The sequence below is a fragment of the Streptomyces sp. NPDC047974 genome, assembly GCF_040653375.1.
GTDB lineage: Bacteria > Actinomycetota > Actinomycetes > Streptomycetales > Streptomycetaceae > Streptomyces.
Map to the genome: position 1 here is coordinate 141,016 of NZ_JBEZNU010000007.1, position 17,747 is coordinate 158,762.

Annotated in this window: 16 protein-coding genes; 3 read left to right on the forward strand and 13 right to left on the reverse strand. The window is 74.1% G+C overall.

Going from position 1 to position 17,747, the window contains the following annotated elements; genetic code table 11:
* Positions 1-65 precede the first annotated feature (65 nt).
* The 7 genes from pheT to infC form a co-directional block, all read right to left on the reverse strand.
* Positions 66-2,594: a phenylalanine--tRNA ligase subunit beta gene (gene pheT / locus AB0E19_RS12905; protein ID WP_362177690.1), complete on the reverse strand. Its 2,529-nt coding sequence runs from the start codon at positions 2,592-2,594 to the stop codon at positions 66-68.
* Positions 2,594-3,721: a phenylalanine--tRNA ligase subunit alpha gene (gene pheS, locus AB0E19_RS12910; protein WP_360603837.1), complete on the reverse strand. Its 1,128-nt coding sequence runs from the start codon at positions 3,719-3,721 to the stop codon at positions 2,594-2,596. The genes pheT and pheS overlap by 1 nt, the downstream gene beginning before the upstream one ends.
* A 166-nt stretch (positions 3,722-3,887) precedes the next feature.
* Positions 3,888-5,027, reverse strand: coding sequence for an ATP-binding protein (locus AB0E19_RS12915; RefSeq protein ID WP_362177694.1), 1,140 nt, complete (start codon positions 5,025-5,027; stop codon positions 3,888-3,890).
* A gap of 146 nt (positions 5,028-5,173) precedes the next feature.
* Positions 5,174-6,013 (reverse strand): RNA methyltransferase, encoded by an 840-nt coding sequence (locus AB0E19_RS12920; protein ID WP_360603833.1) that lies wholly within the window; start codon positions 6,011-6,013, stop codon positions 5,174-5,176.
* A 113-nt stretch (positions 6,014-6,126) separates the two neighbouring features.
* A complete protein-coding gene (gene rplT / locus AB0E19_RS12925; protein WP_356895645.1) occupies positions 6,127-6,513 on the reverse strand; it encodes a 50S ribosomal protein L20 in 387 nt (128 codons plus the stop codon).
* A 106-nt stretch (positions 6,514-6,619) separates the two neighbouring features.
* The gene (gene rpmI / locus AB0E19_RS12930; RefSeq protein ID WP_015032399.1) at positions 6,620-6,814 is read right to left on the reverse strand and encodes a 50S ribosomal protein L35; all 195 of its coding nucleotides are present in this window, start codon (positions 6,812-6,814) and stop codon (positions 6,620-6,622) included.
* Positions 6,815-6,937: 123 nt separating this feature from the next.
* A complete protein-coding gene (gene infC, locus AB0E19_RS12935; protein WP_362177700.1) occupies positions 6,938-7,639 on the reverse strand; it encodes a translation initiation factor IF-3 in 702 nt (233 codons plus the stop codon).
* A gap of 304 nt (positions 7,640-7,943) precedes the next feature.
* Here infC and AB0E19_RS12940 point away from each other — a divergent pair, with 304 nt between their 5' ends.
* The gene (locus tag AB0E19_RS12940; protein WP_362177703.1) at positions 7,944-8,333 is read left to right on the forward strand and encodes a DUF1844 domain-containing protein; all 390 of its coding nucleotides are present in this window, start codon (positions 7,944-7,946) and stop codon (positions 8,331-8,333) included.
* Between the two features lie 78 nt (positions 8,334-8,411).
* Here the strand turns inward: AB0E19_RS12940 and AB0E19_RS12945 are convergent, their stop codons facing one another.
* The 3 genes from AB0E19_RS12945 to AB0E19_RS12955 form a co-directional block, all read right to left on the reverse strand.
* Positions 8,412-9,152: an SseB family protein gene (locus AB0E19_RS12945; RefSeq protein ID WP_362177706.1), complete on the reverse strand. Its 741-nt coding sequence runs from the start codon at positions 9,150-9,152 to the stop codon at positions 8,412-8,414.
* A 24-nt stretch (positions 9,153-9,176) separates the two neighbouring features.
* Positions 9,177-10,289 carry a type VII secretion-associated serine protease mycosin gene (gene mycP / locus AB0E19_RS12950; protein ID WP_362178065.1) on the reverse strand — a complete coding sequence of 371 codons (1,113 nt, stop codon included), beginning with the start codon at positions 10,287-10,289 and terminating at the stop codon, positions 9,177-9,179.
* A gap of 89 nt (positions 10,290-10,378) precedes the next feature.
* Positions 10,379-11,959: a hypothetical protein gene (locus AB0E19_RS12955; RefSeq protein WP_362177709.1), complete on the reverse strand. Its 1,581-nt coding sequence runs from the start codon at positions 11,957-11,959 to the stop codon at positions 10,379-10,381.
* Positions 11,960-12,065: 106 nt separating this feature from the next.
* Between AB0E19_RS12955 and AB0E19_RS12960 the strand changes: the two genes are divergently transcribed.
* A complete protein-coding gene (locus AB0E19_RS12960; RefSeq protein ID WP_362177712.1) occupies positions 12,066-13,268 on the forward strand; it encodes an amino acid deaminase/aldolase in 1,203 nt (400 codons plus the stop codon).
* A gap of 3 nt (positions 13,269-13,271) precedes the next feature.
* Here the strand turns inward: AB0E19_RS12960 and AB0E19_RS12965 are convergent, their stop codons facing one another.
* The 3 genes from AB0E19_RS12965 to AB0E19_RS12975 all read right to left on the reverse strand — a co-directional run bounded on the left by AB0E19_RS12965 (position 13,272) and on the right by AB0E19_RS12975 (position 16,880).
* Positions 13,272-14,057: a 3-oxoacyl-ACP reductase gene (locus AB0E19_RS12965; RefSeq protein WP_362177715.1), complete on the reverse strand. Its 786-nt coding sequence runs from the start codon at positions 14,055-14,057 to the stop codon at positions 13,272-13,274.
* A 2-nt stretch (positions 14,058-14,059) separates the two neighbouring features.
* A complete protein-coding gene (locus AB0E19_RS12970; RefSeq protein ID WP_362177718.1) occupies positions 14,060-15,424 on the reverse strand; it encodes an aldehyde dehydrogenase family protein in 1,365 nt (454 codons plus the stop codon).
* Between the two features lie 91 nt (positions 15,425-15,515).
* On the reverse strand, positions 15,516-16,880 hold the full coding sequence (locus AB0E19_RS12975; RefSeq protein ID WP_362177721.1) for a glutamine synthetase family protein: 1,365 nt from the start codon (positions 16,878-16,880) through the stop codon (positions 15,516-15,518).
* Between the two features lie 93 nt (positions 16,881-16,973).
* On the opposite strand from AB0E19_RS12975, the gene AB0E19_RS12980 reads away from it, so the two are divergent.
* On the forward strand, positions 16,974-17,708 hold the full coding sequence (locus AB0E19_RS12980) for an FCD domain-containing protein (protein WP_362178068.1): 735 nt from the start codon (positions 16,974-16,976) through the stop codon (positions 17,706-17,708).
* The last annotated feature ends 39 nt before the right edge of the window (positions 17,709-17,747 follow it).

The window sequence follows — 17,747 nt, forward strand, 5'->3', positions numbered from 1 at the left end:
AACGGCGGAGGGCCGCCCCGGGAACGGATCCCGGGACGGCCCTCCGTGGCGTACCGCCGTCGGCGTCAGGCGCCGCGCAGCACGGCACCGGTGTGCTCGGCGGCCAGCGCGACCGCGGCGTCGCGGGCGGCGGTGGCCTCCTCGACGGTGAGCGTGCGGTCCGCGGCGCGGAACTTCAGCGCGTACGCCAGGGACTTCTTGCCCTCGCCGACCTGGTCGCCGGTGTAGACGTCGAACAGCCGGATGGACTCCAGGAGTTCGCCCGCCCCCTCGGCCAGGTAGGACTCGACCTCGGCGGACGGCACGGCCTGGTCGACGACCAGGGCGACGTCCTGGGTGGCGACCGGGAAGGCGGAGATGCGCGGGGCCTTGACCGGTCCCTCGCTCGCCTTCTCCAGGACGTCCAGGTCCAGCTCCATCGCGCAGGAGCGGGCCGGCAGGCCCAGCGCCTTGACGACGCGCGGGTGGAGCTCGCCGCCGTGGCCGGCGAGGGTCTTGACCCCGTCGACCACGACGTGGAAGGCGGCGCAGCGGCCCGGGTGGAACGGGGCGTGCTGGTCGGCCTCGATCAGCAGCTCCGCACCGGCCTCGACGGCGATGGTGCGGGCGGCCTCGATCGCGTCGGCCCAGTCGGCCGGGCGTCCCTTGCCCCACCAGCCGGACTGCTCGCGGGCGCCGGCGAGGACGACGGCGGCGCGGCGCGGCTGCGCGGGCAGCGCGGCGTTGACCCCGGCGATCTCCTCGTCGGTGGGACGGCGGTCCACCGGGAGACGGACGGCGACCCTCGGCTCGCCCTCGGGGCGGAAGACCAGGCCGGTCTCGAAGAGCGCCAGGTCGTGGCTGCCGCGGCTGTCGTTCCGGCGCAGCGCCCCGAGCAGGCCGGGGAGCAGCGTGGTGCGGAGCGCGGGCTCCTCGTCGGAGAGCGGGTTGACGAGGGTGACGACCTTGCGGCGGGCGTCGTCCGCGTCGAAGCCGAGCTGGTCGAGGACCTGCTGCCCCATGAAGGGGTAGTTCAGGGCCTCGACGTAGCCGGCGCCGGCCAGCGCGCGGCCGACCCGGCGGTGGACGCGCTGGCGCTCGGTGAGGCCGCGGCCGGCCGGGGGCTTCGGCAGCGTGGAGGGCAGGTTCTCGTACCCCTCCAGGCGGATGACCTCCTCGGCGAGGTCGTTCGGCTCGTTCAGGTCGGGGCGCCACGAGGGCACGGTGACGACGAGCTCGTCCTGGCCGTAGACGTCGCAGCCGACCTCCTGGAGGCGGCGGACGACGGTCTCGCGGCCGTAGTCCACACCCGCGACCTTGTCGGGGTGGTTCGCCGGCAGGGTGATGGTGCGCGGCGCGGACGGGGCGGCGATCTCGGTGACGCCGGCCTCGGCGGTGCCGCCCGCGAGCAGCACCAGCAGGTCGACGCAGCGCTGCGCCGCGGCGGCCGCGGCCTGCGGGTCGACGCCGCGCTCGAAGCGCTTGGACGCCTCGGAGGACAGCTTGTGGCGGCGGGCCGTGCGGGCGATCGAGATCGCGTCGAAGTGCGCGGCCTCGATGACGACCTCGCTGGAGCCGGTGACGGCGCCGGTCTCGGCGTCGATGACCGGGTCGGCGATCTCGGTGTCGGCGCCGCCCATGACGCCCGCGATGCCGATGGGGCCGCGGTTGTCGGTGATGACCAGGTCGGCGGCGTCGAGGACGCGGACCGTGCCGTCGAGGGTGGTGATCTTCTCGCCGGCCTCGGCGCGGCGGACCCCGATGGGGCCGTCGATCCGGGTGCGGTCGTAGGCGTGCAGCGGCTGGCCGAGCTCCAGCATCACGTAGTTGGTGATGTCGACGGCGAGCGAGATCGGGCGCATGCCCGCCTTCTGGAGGCGGCGCTGCAGCCAGATCGGCGACCGGGCCTCGGGGGCCAGGCCGACGACCGTGCGGGCGGTGAAGCGGTCGCAGCCGATCGGGTCGGCGACCTGGACCGGGTAGCCGTACGAGTTCGGCGCGGGCACGTCGAGGAGCGCCGGGTCGCGCAGCGGCAGCCCGTACGCGATGGCGGCCTCGCGGGCGACGCCGCGCATCGACAGGCAGTAGCCGCGGTCCGGGGTGACGGCGATGTCGAGGACCTCGTCGTACAGCTCCAGGAGGACGGTGGCGTCGATGCCGACCTCGTGCTCGGGCGGCAGGATGATGATCCCGTGGTTCGGGTCCTCGCCCATGTCCAGCTCCTCGCTGGAGCAGATCATGCCGCGCGAGACCTTGCCGTACGTCTTGCGCTCGGCGATGCGGAAGTCGCCGGGGAGGACGGCGCCGGGCAGCGCCACGACGACCTTGTCGCCGACGGCGAAGTTCCGGGCGCCGCAGATGATCTCCTGGGGCTCGCCGGTGCCGTTGGCCTGGCCGACGTCGACGGTGCAGAAGCGGATGGGCTTCTTGAACTCCGTCAGCTCCTCGATCGTGAGGACCTTGCCGACCACCAGCGGGCCGGTGAGGCCGGCGCCGAGCTGCTCGACGGTCTCGACCTCGAGGCCGGCGGTGATGAGCTTGGCCTGGACGTCGCGGCCGGTCTCCGTCGCCGGCAGGTCGACGTACTCCCGCAGCCAAGAAAGCGGGACCCGCATCAGATCTCCATCCCGAACGGCCGGGTGAACCGGACGTCACCCTCGACCATGTCTCGCATGTCTTCCACGTTGTGCCGGAACATCAGCATCCGCTCGATGCCGAAGCCGAAGGCGAAGCCGCTGTACTTCTCCGGGTCCACGCCGCAGGCGATCAGCACCTTCGGGTTGACCATGCCGCAGCCGCCGAGCTCGATCCAGCCCTCACTGCCGCAGGTGCGGCAGGGACGGTCGGGGTTGCCGACGGACTCGCCGCGGCAGACGTAGCAGAGCATGTCCATCTCGGCGGACGGCTCGGTGAACGGGAAGAAGTTCGGGCGGAGCCGGGTCTTCATGTCCGCGCCGAAGAGCGCCTGGACCATGTGGTCGAGGGTGCCCTTGAGGTCGGCCATGGTGAGGCCCTCGTCGACGGCGAGCAGCTCGATCTGGTGGAAGACCGGGGTGTGCGTGGCGTCGAGCTCGTCGGTGCGGTAGACGCGGCCGGGGCACACCACGTAGACCGGGGGCTCCCGGTCGATGAGGGTGCGGGCCTGGACCGGCGAGGTGTGGGTGCGGAGCACGACGCCCGACTCGTCGCCGGTCGTCCCCTCCGGGCCCTGGACGAAGAAGGTGTCCTGCATCTGCCGCGCCGGGTGGTCCGGCACGAAGTTCAGGGCGTCGAAGTTGAACCACTCGGCCTCGACCTCGGGGCCTTCGGCGACCTCGTAGCCCATGGAGACGAAGACGTCGGCGACGCGCTCCATCAGCGTGGTCAGCGGGTGGCGGGCGCCGGCCGGGATCCGGTCGTACGGCAGGGTGACGTCGACGGCCTCCTCGACGAGGACGCGGGCGTCGCGCTCGGCCTCGAGCTCGGTCTGGCGGGCGGCGAGCGCCTTGGAGACGACACCGCGGGCCTGCCCGACGAGCTTGCCGGCCGCGGCCTTGGCCTGCGGGGGCAGCGCGCCGATCTCGCGGTTGGCGAGGGCGAGCGGCGAGGTGCCGCCGGTGTGGGCGGTCTTGGCGTGCGCGAGCTCGTCGAGGTCGCCCGCGGCGGCGAAGGCGGCGACCGCCTCGTCCCGCATGCGCTCGATCTCTTCCGGTTTCAAGGCTTCGACCTCGACCGGGTCGTACGACTTATTGGGTGCCGACATCTCTTCCCGTGCTTCCGTTGGGCTTGGCTGGGGCGACCCCGGTTCGACGACAGACGACAAGGGCGCAAACGTGCCAAAGGTCGAGTCTAACGGGGTGGGGACACGCTGATGAGCCCGTGGGGGCCCCGGTGGCTCTGGATCCCGTCGGGTCTCGGTGGGTGAGACGTCAGACGAGATGGGCCGGGGCGCCGACGGGCAGGATAAATCGGAATTCGGCCCCGCCGCGCGGGCCGCGTCCGACGGTGATGGTGCCGCCGTGGGCCTCGACGAGGCCCTTGACGATGTAGAGGCCGAGTCCGGTGCCGCCGCGCTTGCTGCCGCGCCAGAAGCGCGTGAAGACGCGGTTCATGGACTCCTCGGGGATGCCCGGTCCTTCGTCGCTCACGGTGACCTCCGTCCCCTCCTCGCCGGTGCCGTCGTCGCCCGCGGTGCGGGGCGCCACCTCGATGGTGACGGTTCCGGCGCCGTGGCGCACCGCGTTTTCCAGGAGGTTGCCGAGGATCTGGTCGATCTTGTCGGGGTCGGCCCAGAGCGCGGGCAGTCCGGGGCGGGTCCGGACGAAGAAGCGGTCGGGGGCCTGACCGCCGGTGGTGTGCACCTGGATGTGGCGGCCGACGGCGGCGGTGATGTCGACGGGCTGGCGGCGGACCTCCAGGCGGCCCGCGTCGATCCGGGAGATGTCGAGGAGCTCGGCGATGAGCCGTTTGATGCGGCCGGCGTCGGCGTCGACGGTCTCCAGCATCAGCCGCTTCTGCTCGTCGGTGAACCGCTCCCACTTGCTGAGGAGGGTGGCGGTGAAGCCCTTGACGGAGGTGAGCGGGGAGCGCAGTTCGTGGGCGACGGTGGCGATGAGTTCGGCGTGGCTGCGCTCGGAGCGGCGGCGGGCCTCGGTGCCGCGCAGCGAGACGACGACCCGCCGGACGGGTCCGGTGGGGTGCTCGCGGACGTAGCGGGCGGAGACGAGGACCTCGCGGCCGCCGGGCAGGAGGAGGTTCCGCTCGGGCTGGCCGCGCCGGGTGGCGAGGCCGCCGTACGGGTCGGTGAGGGGCCACCAGCGGTGCCCCTTGAGGTCCTCCAGGGGCAGCGCCTGGTCGAGGGGCCGGCCGAGCGCCTCGGCGACCGGGACGGCCGTGATGCGGCTGGCGGCGGCGTTGAAGCAGACCACCCGGCCGTGCTCGTCGGCGACGACGAGCCCGTCGGGCAGGTCGTCGGGGTCGATCCCGGGCCAGGGCTCGGTCGCGGGCGCGCGCGTCCCGTCTCCGCCTCGCCGTGCGGTTCGCGCGGGACTGTCCGTGCCGGCCGTCATCCCCGTCTCCCACCCCTCCGTGTACCGCAGTGGGCCCCGAGTGCGTCACTCTACTGGGCGAGGGTGACCGGCGGGAGCCGGAAGGGCACACGGGGTGGCCGAATCACAGCCGTGGGATACGGCGCGGGGTGGGCCGGCGGGGTGGTTCAGGCCGTGCGGCGGGGGCGCTGGGCGCGGGCGGAGGCGTACAGGCAGACCGCCGCGGCCGTGGCGAGATTGAGGCTCTCGGCCTTGCCGTGGATGGGGACGCGGACGACGGCGTCGGCGAGGGCGCGGGTCTCCTCGGGCAGCCCCCAGGCCTCGTTGCCGAAGATCCAGGCGGTGGGGCCGCCCATGGTGCCGGCGTCGAGCTCGTCGTCGAGGTCGTCCTGACCGGCGCCGTCGGCGGCGAGGATGCGGACGCCCGCGGCCTTGAGGCCCGCGACGGCCTGCTCGACGGGGACGCCGACGGCGACGGGAAGGTGGTAGAGGGAGCCGACGGAGGCGCGGACCGACTTCGGGTTGTACAGGTCGACCGAGGCGTCCGTGAGGATCACCGCGTCGGCGCCGGCGGCGTCGGCGCAGCGGAGCACGGTGCCGGCGTTCCCGGGGTCGCGGACGTGCGCGAGGACGGCGACCAGCTTGGGCTTCGCGGCGAGGATCGTCTCGAAGGGCGAGTCGAGGAAGCGGCAGACGCCGACGAGGCCCTGCGGGGTGACGGTCTGGGAGACCTCGGCGAGGACGGCGTCGGAGGCGTGGTGGACGCGTGCGCCGGCGGCGCGGGCGGCCTCGACGATGGCGGCGTACCGCTCGGCGGCCTCGACGGTGGTGAAGAGCTCGACGAGGGTGGGGGCGCCGTCCGGGCCCCGGTGCGCGACGGCCTCGCGGACGGCCTGCGGGCCCTCGGCGAGGAAGAGGCGGTCCTTGCCCCGGAAGTTGCGCTTGGCGAGCCGCCGGGCGGCGACGACGCGCGGGGAACGCGGGGAGATCAGCTCGGGGGTGGACATGTGCCTGCGGCTCTCTGTCTGGTCTCGTCGGGGATGCGGGAACGACGGTCAACGCACCGGACCCGCAGGCGCGAGGCCTGCGGGTCCGGTCGGAAGTACTGCGGCCTGGAAGATCAGGCGGCGGCCTTCGGGGCGTTGACGTCGGCCGGGAGGGCCTTCTGCGCGACCTCGACCAGCGCGGCGAACGCGTTGGTGTCGTTGACGGCCAGCTCGGCGAGGATCTTGCGGTCCACCTCGATGTTGGCGGCCTTCAGACCCTGGATGAGGCGGTTGTACGTCATGCCGTTCTGGCGGGCAGCGGCGTTGATGCGCTGGATCCACAGCTGACGGAAGTCGCCCTTGCGCTTCTTGCGGTCGTTGTAGTTGTAGACCAGCGAGTGGGTGACCTGCTCCTTGGCCTTGCGGTACAGGCGCGAACGCTGACCGCGGTAGCCGGAGGCCTGCTCGAGGATCGCCCGGCGCTTCTTGTGGGCGTTGACTGCCCGCTTGACGCGTGCCACTTCTTACTCCTTGTAGCGGGGCCGTGGTGTGTTCACACGACCCGGAAAACGGATGGGTCCCGGTCTTGGCCGGATGCCCTCGGGGGCCGAGGGCGGGAGATCAAGCTCAGATGCCCAGCATCTTCTTGATCTTGGCGGCGTCACCCGGGGCCATCTCGGCGTTGCCGGTGAGGCGACGCGTCAGCTTGGACGACTTGTGCTCGAGCAGGTGGCGCTTGCCGGCGCGCTCGCGCAGGATCTTGCCGGAGCCGGTGACCTTGAAGCGCTTCTTGGCACCGGAGTGCGTCTTGTTCTTCGGCATAGCGCCGTTATCTCCTCGTCAGTGGCGCTCCCCCGGTGCGGGCACCGGAGAACCGGGAGCGTCAATCCTTCGTGTGGTGGTCCGGGCGGGACCCGGGGGCTGCCACGGGGGCAGCCCCTCCGATCACGCCTCGGCGTTCTCGGCCGACGTGTCGACCGAAGTCTCCTCGGCGGCGGCCGGGGCGGCGGCCTCGGGCGCGATGCCCTGGCGCTCCGCCTTGCGCGCGGCCTGGGCCTCGCGCGCCTCGGCCATGGCCTCGGTCTTCTTCTTGTGCGGACCCAGAACCATGATCATGTTCCGGCCGTCCTGCTTCGGGTTGGACTCGATGAAGCCAAGCTCCTGGACGTCCTCGGCGAGGCGCTGCAGGAGGCGGTAGCCGAGCTCGGGCCGGGACTGCTCACGACCACGGAACATGATCGTGATCTTGACCTTGTCGCCCTGCTTGAGGAACCGGACGACGTGACCCTTCTTGGTGTCGTAGTCGTGCGGGTCGATCTTCGGCCGGAGCTTCATCTCCTTGATGACCGTGTGCGCCTGGTTCTTGCGCGCCTCACGGGCCTTCATGGCCGACTCGTACTTGAACTTCCCGTAGTCCATGAGCTTGCACACGGGCGGACGGGCGTTCGCCGCGACCTCGACAAGATCGAGGTCGTACTCCTGCGCGAGCTCCAGGGCCTTGGCAAGGGGGACGATGCCCACCTGCTCGCCGCTGGGGCCGACAAGACGCACCTCGGGAACGCGAATCCGCTCGTTGATGCGGGGCTCGGCGCTGATGGATCCTCCTCGGTAGCACCACGCGACCGCCTTGGCGGACGGACACGTCACGTGAAATCACTGAGACCAACCGAGCGGGTGCACAAAAAATGCCCCGGACGGGACACAGGCGGGGCTCCAAGGCAAACCGGAGCACCACCACGGTCAACCGCGGGGCGCACATCGGGCGGCTCCATCGTCCGTACGGAACGATGGGCGCCACCTGACCGGTGACCCGCCGCCCGTGAGGGCGGTCAGGTGGGAGATCGGAGCCTCCACTTGTGGGCCGGGCACACAGGTGTCCGGCCGGTCGTTACACAAGGTTAGCAGGACCCGGCGGTCGGCGCGAACCGTCCGCCCGCTTATCGTGTGGGGCATGAGCGAGACCCCCCAGAACGAGTCCACGACCGCCCCCGGCCGGACCGACGACAACCCCGACTTCGAGGCCATGGCCCGTGACATCGCCGAGGTCCCGGCGGTCGAGGTGATCGTGACCGTCGCCGTCAACCTGATGAGCGCCGCCGCGGTCAAGCTCGGCCTCACCGAGGAGGGCGACGAGCACAAGGACCTCGACGAGGCGCGCAAGCTGATCCACGCGCTCGCGGGCCTCCTCGACGCGAGCACCACGGAGATCTCGTCCTTCCACGCCGCCCCGCTGCGCGACGGCCTGAAGTCCCTCCAGCTCGCCTTCCGCGAGGCGTCGATCGCCCCGGACGAGCCGGGCCAGGGCCCGGGCGAGAAGTACACGGGCGCCGTGTACGGCTAGGACCGGTCCGCCGGGACCGGTCCCTCACGGCCGGTCCCTCACGACCGGTCCTTACGACCGGTCCCTCACGGCCGGTCCTTACGACCGGTCCCTTACGTAGAAGGGCTCGCCCGGAGGGGTGGCCGCGGCCGGCAGCAGTGCCAGGTCGAGGCCCCGCACCAGGCGGGCCCTCAGTGTTTCGTCGGCCGCCAGCGCCCGGGCCACCCGCTGGGCGGTCTCGGCCGGGGCCGCGTCCCCGGCGAGGACCAGGGCGAGGGTGCCGTCGGCGGAGCCGGGGCCGAGGTGGGCGCGGAGGACGGCCGGCTCGGCGGCGAGGGCGGCGCGCACCGCGTCCCGCACCGCCGGGTCGTCCAGCGGGTCGGTGCTGGTGCGGCCCTCGGCGAGGGCCAGCAGCGCGGTGCCGCTCACCTGGTACGGCACCGGGCCCGCCATGTCGAGGACCAGGGTGTCGGCCTTCTCGTGGACGAGGGCGGCGAGCGCCTGCCGGAGCGGGACGGCGACGGGCCGGGCGGCCGGGTCCCACAGGGCGAGCGAGGCGATCGAGGTGAAGGCGGGCAGCCCGCGCCGGTCGCCGGCGGTCAGCGTCGGAACCGCCATGTCGCTGGTCTTCTCCCGCTTCAGCCCGGTCTCCGGGTCGGTCTCCACCTCGCCGAGCACGGCGACGACGGGGACGAGGAGCCGGGCGCCGCGCAGCGCCTCCAGGACGGGGCCGTGGGCGGTTCTGTCCGCCGCCCAGGCCGCGAGGGCCGCGGCGAGCGCCGGGTCGGCGGTGCCGTCGTCGTCGGAGAAACCGGGGTCGGGGATGTTCTTGAGCTCCACGCCCCGAGCCTAACGGCCCGGCGGTCAGCGGACGCGGCCGGTCCGGTGGAGGACGACGGCGGCCAGCAGCAGGAGCGCGCCGAGGCCGCCGGCGAGCGGGGCGAGCAGGCCCGGGGCGCCGCTCTCCTCCTCGGCCGCGACGGGGCCCTGGCCGAAGTACTGGCCCCGGTAGCCGGTGGTGGCGTTCTTCGGGTCGCCGGCCTTCAGGGCGGCGCCGGCCTCGATGGCGGCGGCCGGGTCGACCGTGCCGTAGCCCTTCGCGTCGCTGCGGCCGCCCTCGGGCCGGTCGCGGGCGGTGTCCACGAGGAGCTTCTTGACCTGGGCGGGGGTCAGGTCGGGGTGGGCGGAGCGGACGAGGGCGACGGCGCCGGAGACGAACGCGGCGGCGGCGCTGGTGCCCCAGCCCTCGTAGTACTTGCGGTCCGGATCGGCGATGACGATGTCGACGCCGGGCGCGCTGACCGTGGCGTACCAGCGGCGGGTGGAGAAGGAGGCGCGGGTGCCGAAGCGGTCGACGGCGGTGACGGCGATGACGCCGGGGTAGGCGGCCGGGTAGGAGACGTGGTCGCCCTTCTCGCCGCCGTTGCCGGCGGAGGCGACCACGGAGACGCCCTTGGCGAGGGCGTACTGGACGGCGGCGTCCTCGCCGGGGTCGGGGTGGGCGGACTCCGAGTCGTCGCCGAGAGAGAGGTTGATGACGTCGGCGCCGTGGTCGGCGGCCCAGCGGATGCCCTCGGCGAGGGCGGTGCCGCGGGTCTTGCGGGCCTTCTCGCGGGCCTTGTCCTTGCCCTCCAGGATGACCCGGACGGGCAGCACGCGGGCGCCGGGGGCGATGCCGAGGACGCCGCTGTCCTCGGCCCAGCCGTGGCCGTGGCCGGCGATGATGCCGGCCATGGCGGTGCCGTGCCGGGCCCAGTGGGCGTCGCCCTCGGCGGCGCCGAAGCCGATGAAGTCCTTGCCCGGCAGGACGGAGCCGGCGAGGTCCGGGTGGTCGGCGTCGACACCGGTGTCGAGGACGGCGACGGTGACGCCCTCGCCCTTGGTGGTGCGCCAGGCCTCCTCCGTACGGAGGGTGTCGAGGCCCCACTGGCGGTCGCGGATGGCGTCGGCGTGCGCGGGCGTGGCGGCGGGGAGCACGGAGAACGCGGCGGCGAGGAGCGCGACGGCCGGGGCGGTGAGCGCGGTGCGGACGCCGTTGCGGGGCCGGGTGCGGGGGCGGGGCGGGGTCACCGCTGTTCCTCTTCCTTCGCCGCGTTCAGGGCGGTGGTGCGGAGCTGCTTCTCCAGGCCCTCGGCGATGCCGAGGGCCTCGTGACCGAGGCCGGACTGGGCGACGGCGTCGGCCCGGTCCTTCTTCATGGCCTGGTCGGCGGGGACGGCGCGGTCGACGGCGCGGCCGTCGGCGAAACCGGAGACGGCCGTCACGACGACGGGCAGGTCGGCGGGGGCGGACACCCACCAGCCGGCCCGCTGGGCCTGGCCGAACCCGGCGGCGACGGTGCCCGGCCCGGGCAGCGCGGGCGGTACGTCCTGGCCGAGGCGGGTGGCGAGTCCGCGGCCGCCGAGGGCGCGCTGGGCCTCGGCCTCGGCGCGGGTGAAGACCAGACCGACCGTGAGGACGCTGCTGGCGGTGGCGTCGGTGTACGTGGCGCGCAGCACGCGCTCGCAGCCGAGGGGGCGCAGCGCGGTGAGCAGCCTGGGGGCGAGGGAGGCGGCGGCGCAGGGCGCGTCGGGGGCGACGACGACCCGCGTCCAGGTGCGGGCGGAGGGCCCGGGTCCGGCCTGGGGGGCCGTCAGGGTGCGCGGGAAGAGGGTGTCGACCGGCGCGTTGTGCCAGAGCTCCTTGGCGACGGTGTACTCGGCGGGTTCGGCGGGCCTCCCGCCGCCGTCCGCGGCGAGCCACATCCCGGCGAGCGCCCCGCCGATCAGCCCGACGCCGAGCACGACGCACGCCGCGGCGGCCAGGGCGCGCCCTCGCCGCCGCTCCCGTATCGGCCGCAGCCGGGTCGTCGTCTCGACGGCGGTCTCCTCCACGCCGTACGACGGCACCCGTACGGGCCGCAGCCGCGTGGTCGTCTCCACGGCGGGCACGACGTCGGCCGCGCGCGGCGGCGGCAGCGGCACGGAGCCGATCCCGGCCGGGCGCGGCGCGGCCACGGGCCGGGCGGGCGGGGTGGCCACCGGCGGCCGCGCGGGGCGGGGCGGCGGCGGACCGGCCTGACCGGTGGCACCGCGCGGGGCGTGCGGCGCGGTGGACGGGCGGCGCGGGACGGCGGCCGGGGGCAGCGGATCCGAGGCGGACGCGGGGCGCGGGGCGGTACGGGCCTCCGGGAGCGGGGCGGCGGTCGTCGCGGGCTTCGCGGCGGGGGCCGTGCCGGCGGCCGGGCGCGGGGCCGGGGCCGTCGCGGGCCTCGGGGCGGAGGCCGGGGCCGCGGCCGGACGCGGTGGGGTGCCCGTCCCGGGCCTCGGGGCCGGGGCCGTACCGGTGGACGGGCGCGGGGCCGGGGCCGCCGCGGGCCTCGGGGCGGAGGCCGGAGCCGCGGCCGGGCGAGGAGGGGTGCTCGTCGCGGGCCTCGGGGCCGGGGCCGTACCGGTGGACGGCCGAGGGGCCGGGGCCGTATCAGCGGCCGGGCGCGGAGCGGGGGCCGTCGCGGGCCTCGGGGCGGGGCGGGGAGCCGGGGGCGGAGGGGGCGTGAGGTCGGTGGTGAGGGCCGAGAGGGCGCTCGTGGGCGGGGCCGCGGGGGCCGCGCCGGGGGGAGGGAGGGTCTCCGTGTCGCGGGGCGTGCGGGGGTTCTGCTCGCTGGTCATCCCGCCCCCTGCTCCTGCCGACAATGCCCGTCACTCTACGGGCTGTTCCCCGCCGCGCGGGAACCGAGGGGTACCGACCCCCCTGACGGTCTGGCAAGCTCGGGCCATGACTCCCCGTGCCGCCGACCGGGCCCGGTACGACCGGGCCACCGCCGCCCTGGACGCGCCGCTGGCGCTGGTCGATCTGGAGGCGTTCGACGCGAACGCGGACGATCTGGTGCGGCGCGCGGGCGGGAAACCGATCCGGGTGGCGAGCAAGTCCGTGCGCTGCCGGGCGCTGCTCGAACGGGTCCTCGCGCGCGACGGTTTCGCCGGGGTCATGTCGTTCACGCTCGCCGAGTCGCTGTGGCTGGCGCGGGCCGGTTTCACGGACGTCCTGCTGGCGTATCCGTCGGCCGACCGGGCCGGTTTCGCGGAGCTGGCGCGGGATCCGAAGCTCGCCGCCGCCGTGACGGTGATGGTGGACGACGTGGCGCAGCTCGATCTCGTCGACGCGGCGCGGGCCGGCGGCACCGAGGAGGTGCGGGTCTGCCTGGAGATGGACACGGCGCTGCGGCTGTTCGGCGGCCGGGTGCGGGTCGGGGCGCGGCGCTCGCCGCTGCGGACCCCGGCGCAGCTGGCGGAGCCGGCCCGCTCGGTGGTGCGGCGGCCGGGGTTCCGCCTCGTGGGTCTGATGGCGTACGAGGGCCACGTCGCGGGTGTCGGCGACGCGGTCGCCGGCCGGCCGCTGCGGTCGCGGGCGGTCCGGGCGATGCAGGCGGTGGCCCGCCGGGAGCTGGCCGAGCGCCGGGCGGCGGTGGTCGGAGCCGTACGGGCGGTGGCACCGGACCTGGAGTTCGTGAACGGCGGCGGCACCGGCAGCGTCCAGCACACCGCCGCCGAGGCCGCGGTCACCGAGATCGCCGCCGGTTCGGGGCTCTACGTGCCGCGGCTCTTCGACGGCTACTCGTCCTTCACCGGCCGCCCGGCGGCGCTCTTCGCGCTGCCCGTGGTGCGGCGGCCCGGCGTCGGCTGCGTCACCGTGCTCGGCGGCGGCTATCCGGCGTCCGGTGCGGCCGGCCGGGACCGGCTGCCGGTCCCGTACCTCCCGGAGGGGCTGCGCTACGACCCGCGGGAGGGTCCCGGCGAGGTGCAGACGCCGCTGCTCGGCTCGCCGGCGGACGATCTGCGGATCGGCGACAAGGTGTGGTTCCGGCACGCGAAGGCCGGCGAGCTGTGCGAGCGGTTCGACGTGCTGCACCTGGTGGAGGGGGACCGTGTGGTGGACACGGTCCCCACCTACCGGGGCGAGGGCCGGACCTTCCTCTGACGGCTACAGCGGGGTCACGTACGCGCCCGAGATGCCGCCGTCGACGAGGAAGTCGGAGGCGTTGACGAACGAGGAGTCGTCGCTGGCGAGGAAGGCGACGGCCGCCGCGATCTCGTCGGCCTCGGCGAACCGGCCCACCGGGATGTGCACGAGCCGGCGGGCGGCCCGCTCCGGGTCCGTGGCGAACAGCTCCTGGAGGAGCGGGGTGTTGACCGGCCCGGGGCAGAGCGCGTTGACCCGGATGCCCTCGCGGGCGAACTGGACGCCGAGCTCGCGGGACATGGCGAGGACGCCGCCCTTGGAGGCGGTGTACGAGATCTGGCTGGTCGCCGCGCCCATGATCGCCACGAAGGACGCGGTGTTGATGATGGAGCCCTTCCCCTGGCGTCGCATGTACGGCAGGGCGGCCTTGCAGCAGAGGTAGACGGAGGTGAGGTTGACGTCCTGGACGCGCTTCCAGGCCTCGAGGCCGGTGTCCAGGATGGAGTCGTCGTCGGGCGGCGAGATGCCGGCGTTGTTGAAGGCGATGTCGACGGAGCCGTAGGTCTCGAAGGCGATGCGGAAGAGCGCCTCGACCTCCTCCGGGTCGGTGACGTCGACCTTGACGAAGGTGCCGCCGACGGCCTCGGCGGCCGCCTTCCCGGCCCGCTCGTCGATGTCGCCGCAGACGACGTTCGCGCCCTCGGAGGCGAGCCGGCGGGCGGTGGCGAGGCCGATGCCGCTGCCGGCTCCGGTGATGACGGCGGTGCGGCCGACGAGCCGGCGGCAGATGATCTCTTCGGTGGTCATGGTCAGCCTTCCGTGCTGATGAAGACGTTCTTGGTCTCTGTGAAGGCGGTCAGGGCGTCGGGGCCGAGCTCCCGGCCGAGGCCGGACTGCCGGAAGCCGCCGAAGGGGGTCCAGTAGCGGACGCTGGAGTGGGAGTTGACGGAGAGGTTCCCGGCCCGGACGGCGCGGGAGGCCCGCAGGGCGCGGCCGACGTCGCGGGTCCAGATCGAGCCGGACAGGCCGTACGGGGTGGCGTTGGCGAGCCGGATCGCGTCGGCCTCGTCCTCGAAGGGGAGGACGACGGCGACGGGCCCGAAGATCTCCTCGACCGCGCAGGGGGCGTCCTCCGGAACGCCGGTGAGGACGGTCGGCGGGAACCAGAAGCCGGGTCCTTCGGGCGCCTTGCCGACGATGGCCTCCGCGCCCTCGGGGACGTAGGAGCGGACCCGGTCGAGCTGGGCGCGGGAGATCAGCGGCCCCATCTGCGTGCGCTCGTCGAGCGGGTCGCCGACGACGGTCTCCTCGATCGCCGGGGTGAGGAGCGCCAGGAAGCGGTCGTACGCGCTCCGCTGCACGAGGATCCGGGTGCGGGCGCAGCAGTCCTGGCCGCTGTTGTCGAGGAAGGCCATGGGGGCAGCGGCGGCGGCCGCCTCGACGTCGGCGTCGGCGAAGACGATGTTGGGGCTCTTGCCGCCGAGTTCGAGGGTGAGGCGCTTCACCTGGTCGGCGGCCTTGGCCATGATCCTCTTGCCGGTGCGGGTGGAGCCGGTGAAGACGATCTTGGCGATCCCGGGGTGGGCGACGAGGGCCTCGCCCGCCACGGGCCCCTCGCCGGGCAGGACCTGGAAGAGGTGCTCCGGGAGGCCCGCCTCCAGGGCGAGGGCGGCGAGGCGCAGGGCGGTGAGCGGGGTGGTCTCGGCCGGTTTGAGGAGGACGGCGTTGCCGGCGGCGAGGGCGGGTGCGGTGGCCCAGGCGGCGATCGGCATCGGGAAGTTCCAGGGCGCGATGACGCCCACGACGCCAAACGGTTCGAGAAGGGTGACGTCGAGACCGCCGGGGACCGGGATCTGACGGCCGTTCAGGCGCTCGACGCCGCCGGCCGCGTAGTCGAGGAGGTCGCGGACGTTGCCGGCCTCCCAGCGGGCGTTGCCGATCGTGTGGCCCGCCTCGCGGACCTCCAGTCGGGCGAGTTCCTCGGCGTGGACGTCGACGACGGCGGCGAAGCGGCGCAGCAGCCGGGCGCGGTCGGCGGGCGCGGCGGCGGCCCAGGCGGTCTGGGCGGCGGCGGCCCGGGTGACGGCGGCGTCGACGTCGGCGGGGGTGGCGGCGGGGACGGTGGCGACGAGTTCCTCGGTCGCGGGGTTCAGTACCGGGAGTTCGGTGAGCAACGGCTGTCGTTCCTCTCGGAGGCGTTCGTCGGAGGCGGTCTTCGGAGGGCGGTCTTCGGAGGCGGTCTCGGAGGCGGTCTCGGAGGCGGTCTCAGAGGCGTTCGAAGGAGCGGCGCAGTTCCCAGTCGGTGACCGCCGCGTCGAAGGCGGCGAGTTCGACGCGCGCCATGTTGCGGTAGTGGGCGACGACCTCGGCGCCGAAGGCCTCCTTGGCGATCTCGCTGGTCTCCCAGAGCTCGGCGGCCTCGCGCAGGGTGGTGGGGACGTGGGCGAGGTCGGCGGCGTAGGCGTTCCCGGGGCAGGGCGGCGGGAGTTCGAGGCCCCGCTCGATGCCGTGGAGGCCGGCGGCGACCATCGCGGCGACGGCGAGGTAGGGGTTGACGTCGCCGCCGGGGACCCTGTTCTCGAAGCGGGTGGAGGGGCCGTGGCCGACGACCCGGAAGGCGCAGGTGCGGTTGTCGTGGCCCCAGGCGACGGCGGTGGGGGCGAAGGAGCCGGGCTGGAACCGCTTGTAGGAGTTGACGTTGGGAGCGAGGAGGAGGGAGAGGTCGCGGAGGCCGGCGAGCTGTCCGGCGAGGAAGTGCCGCATGACGGGGGACATGCCGTGCGGGTCGTCGCCCGCCATCACGTTGCGGCCGCCGGCGTCCTGGAGCGAGAGGTGGATGTGGCAGGAGTTGCCCTCGCGCTCGTTGTACTTGGCCATGAAGGTGAGGGAGTACCCCTCCTGGGCGGCGATCTCCTTGGCGCCGGTCTTGTAGACCGCGTGCTGGTCGCAGGTGACGAGGGCCTCGTCGTAGCGGAAGGCGATCTCGTGCTGGCCGGGGTTGCACTCGCCCTTGGCGGACTCGACGGTCAGTCCGGCGGCGGCCATCTCGTTGCGGATGCGGCGCAGCAGGGGCTCGACGCGGCCGCCGCCGAGGATCGAGTAGTCGATGTTGTACTGGTTGGCCGGGGTGAGGTCCCGGTAGCCGGAGTCCCAGGCCTGCTCGTAGGTGTCCCGGAAGACGATGAACTCCAGCTCGGTGCCGACGTGGGCGGTGAGGCCGTGGGCGGCGAGGCGCTCCAGCTGGCGGCGGAGGATCTGGCGCGGCGCGGCGACGACGGGCGAGCCGTCGGCCCAGGCCAGGTCGGCGGTGACCAGGGCGGTGGCCTCGTTCCACGGGGTCCGGCGCAGGGTGGCGAGGTCGGGGCGCAGGGCGAAGTCGCCGTAGCCGTTCTCCCAGGAGGACATCGCGTAGCCGTCGACGGTGTTCATCTCGGTGTCGACGGCGAGGAGGTAGTTGCACCCCTCGGTGCCGTGGGCGAGGACCTCGTCGAGGAAGAAGGGGGCGGCGAACCGCTTTCCCTGGAGCCGGCCCTGCATGTCGGGGAAGGCGAGGACGACGGTGTCGATCTCGCCGGCCGTCACGAGGGAGCGCAGCTCCTCGACGGTCAGCGGGGGTGTGCGGTCTGCCACGGGACGACTCTCCTCGTTCGGCTGCCGGGAGTCATAAGGTATGGGGCGAGACCATTGCTTGGGAAGCGTCAGGGGCAGGGGTGACGAGAAGTGATCCGTACGAGTGAACCGGCGGGCCCGGCCGACCGGTTGACGCCGGTGCTGCGCCCGGTGCGGGCCGGCAACGGCTTCGAGGAGGCCCTGGAGCAGCTCCTCCAGGTGGTCCGGCTCGGCCTGGTCCCGGACGGCGAACGGCTGCCCGCCGAGAGGGAGCTGGCCGAGCGGATGGGGATCAGCCGGGTGACGCTGCGCGAGGCCCTGAAGGTCCTCCAGGAGCAGGGTCTGGTGGAGAGCCGGCGCGGCCGCTACGGCGGAACGTTCGTGCTGCCCCGCCCGCAGGGCCCCGACGAGGCCGAGCTGCGCCGCCGGATCGCGTCCGTCGACATGGAGGACGCGCTGCGCTTCCGGGAGGTCCTGGAGGTGGGCGCGGCCGGGCTGTGCGCCGGGCAGGGCCTGGACGCGGCGGGCGCGGAGCGGCTGCGGGCGGCGCTCGCGGCCACCCGTGACGCGCAGCCCGCCGACTACCGCCGCCAGGACACGCTGCTCCACCTGACGCTGGCCGAGCTCTCCGGCTCCCCCAGCCTGACGGCCCAGTACGCGGCGGTCCGCGCGACCGTCAACGACCTGCTCGACTGCATCCCGCTCCTGGTCCGCAACCTGGAGCACTCCCAGCACCAGCACACGGCGCTGGTCGAGGCGGTCCTGGACGGGGAGGCGGACGCGGCACGCGAGGTGATGCGGGAGCACTGCGCGGGGACGGCGGCGCTGCTGCGCGGCTTCCTGGCCTGAAAGGTATGTCCGCGGTCCATTGGCCCGGGCGAGGCCCTA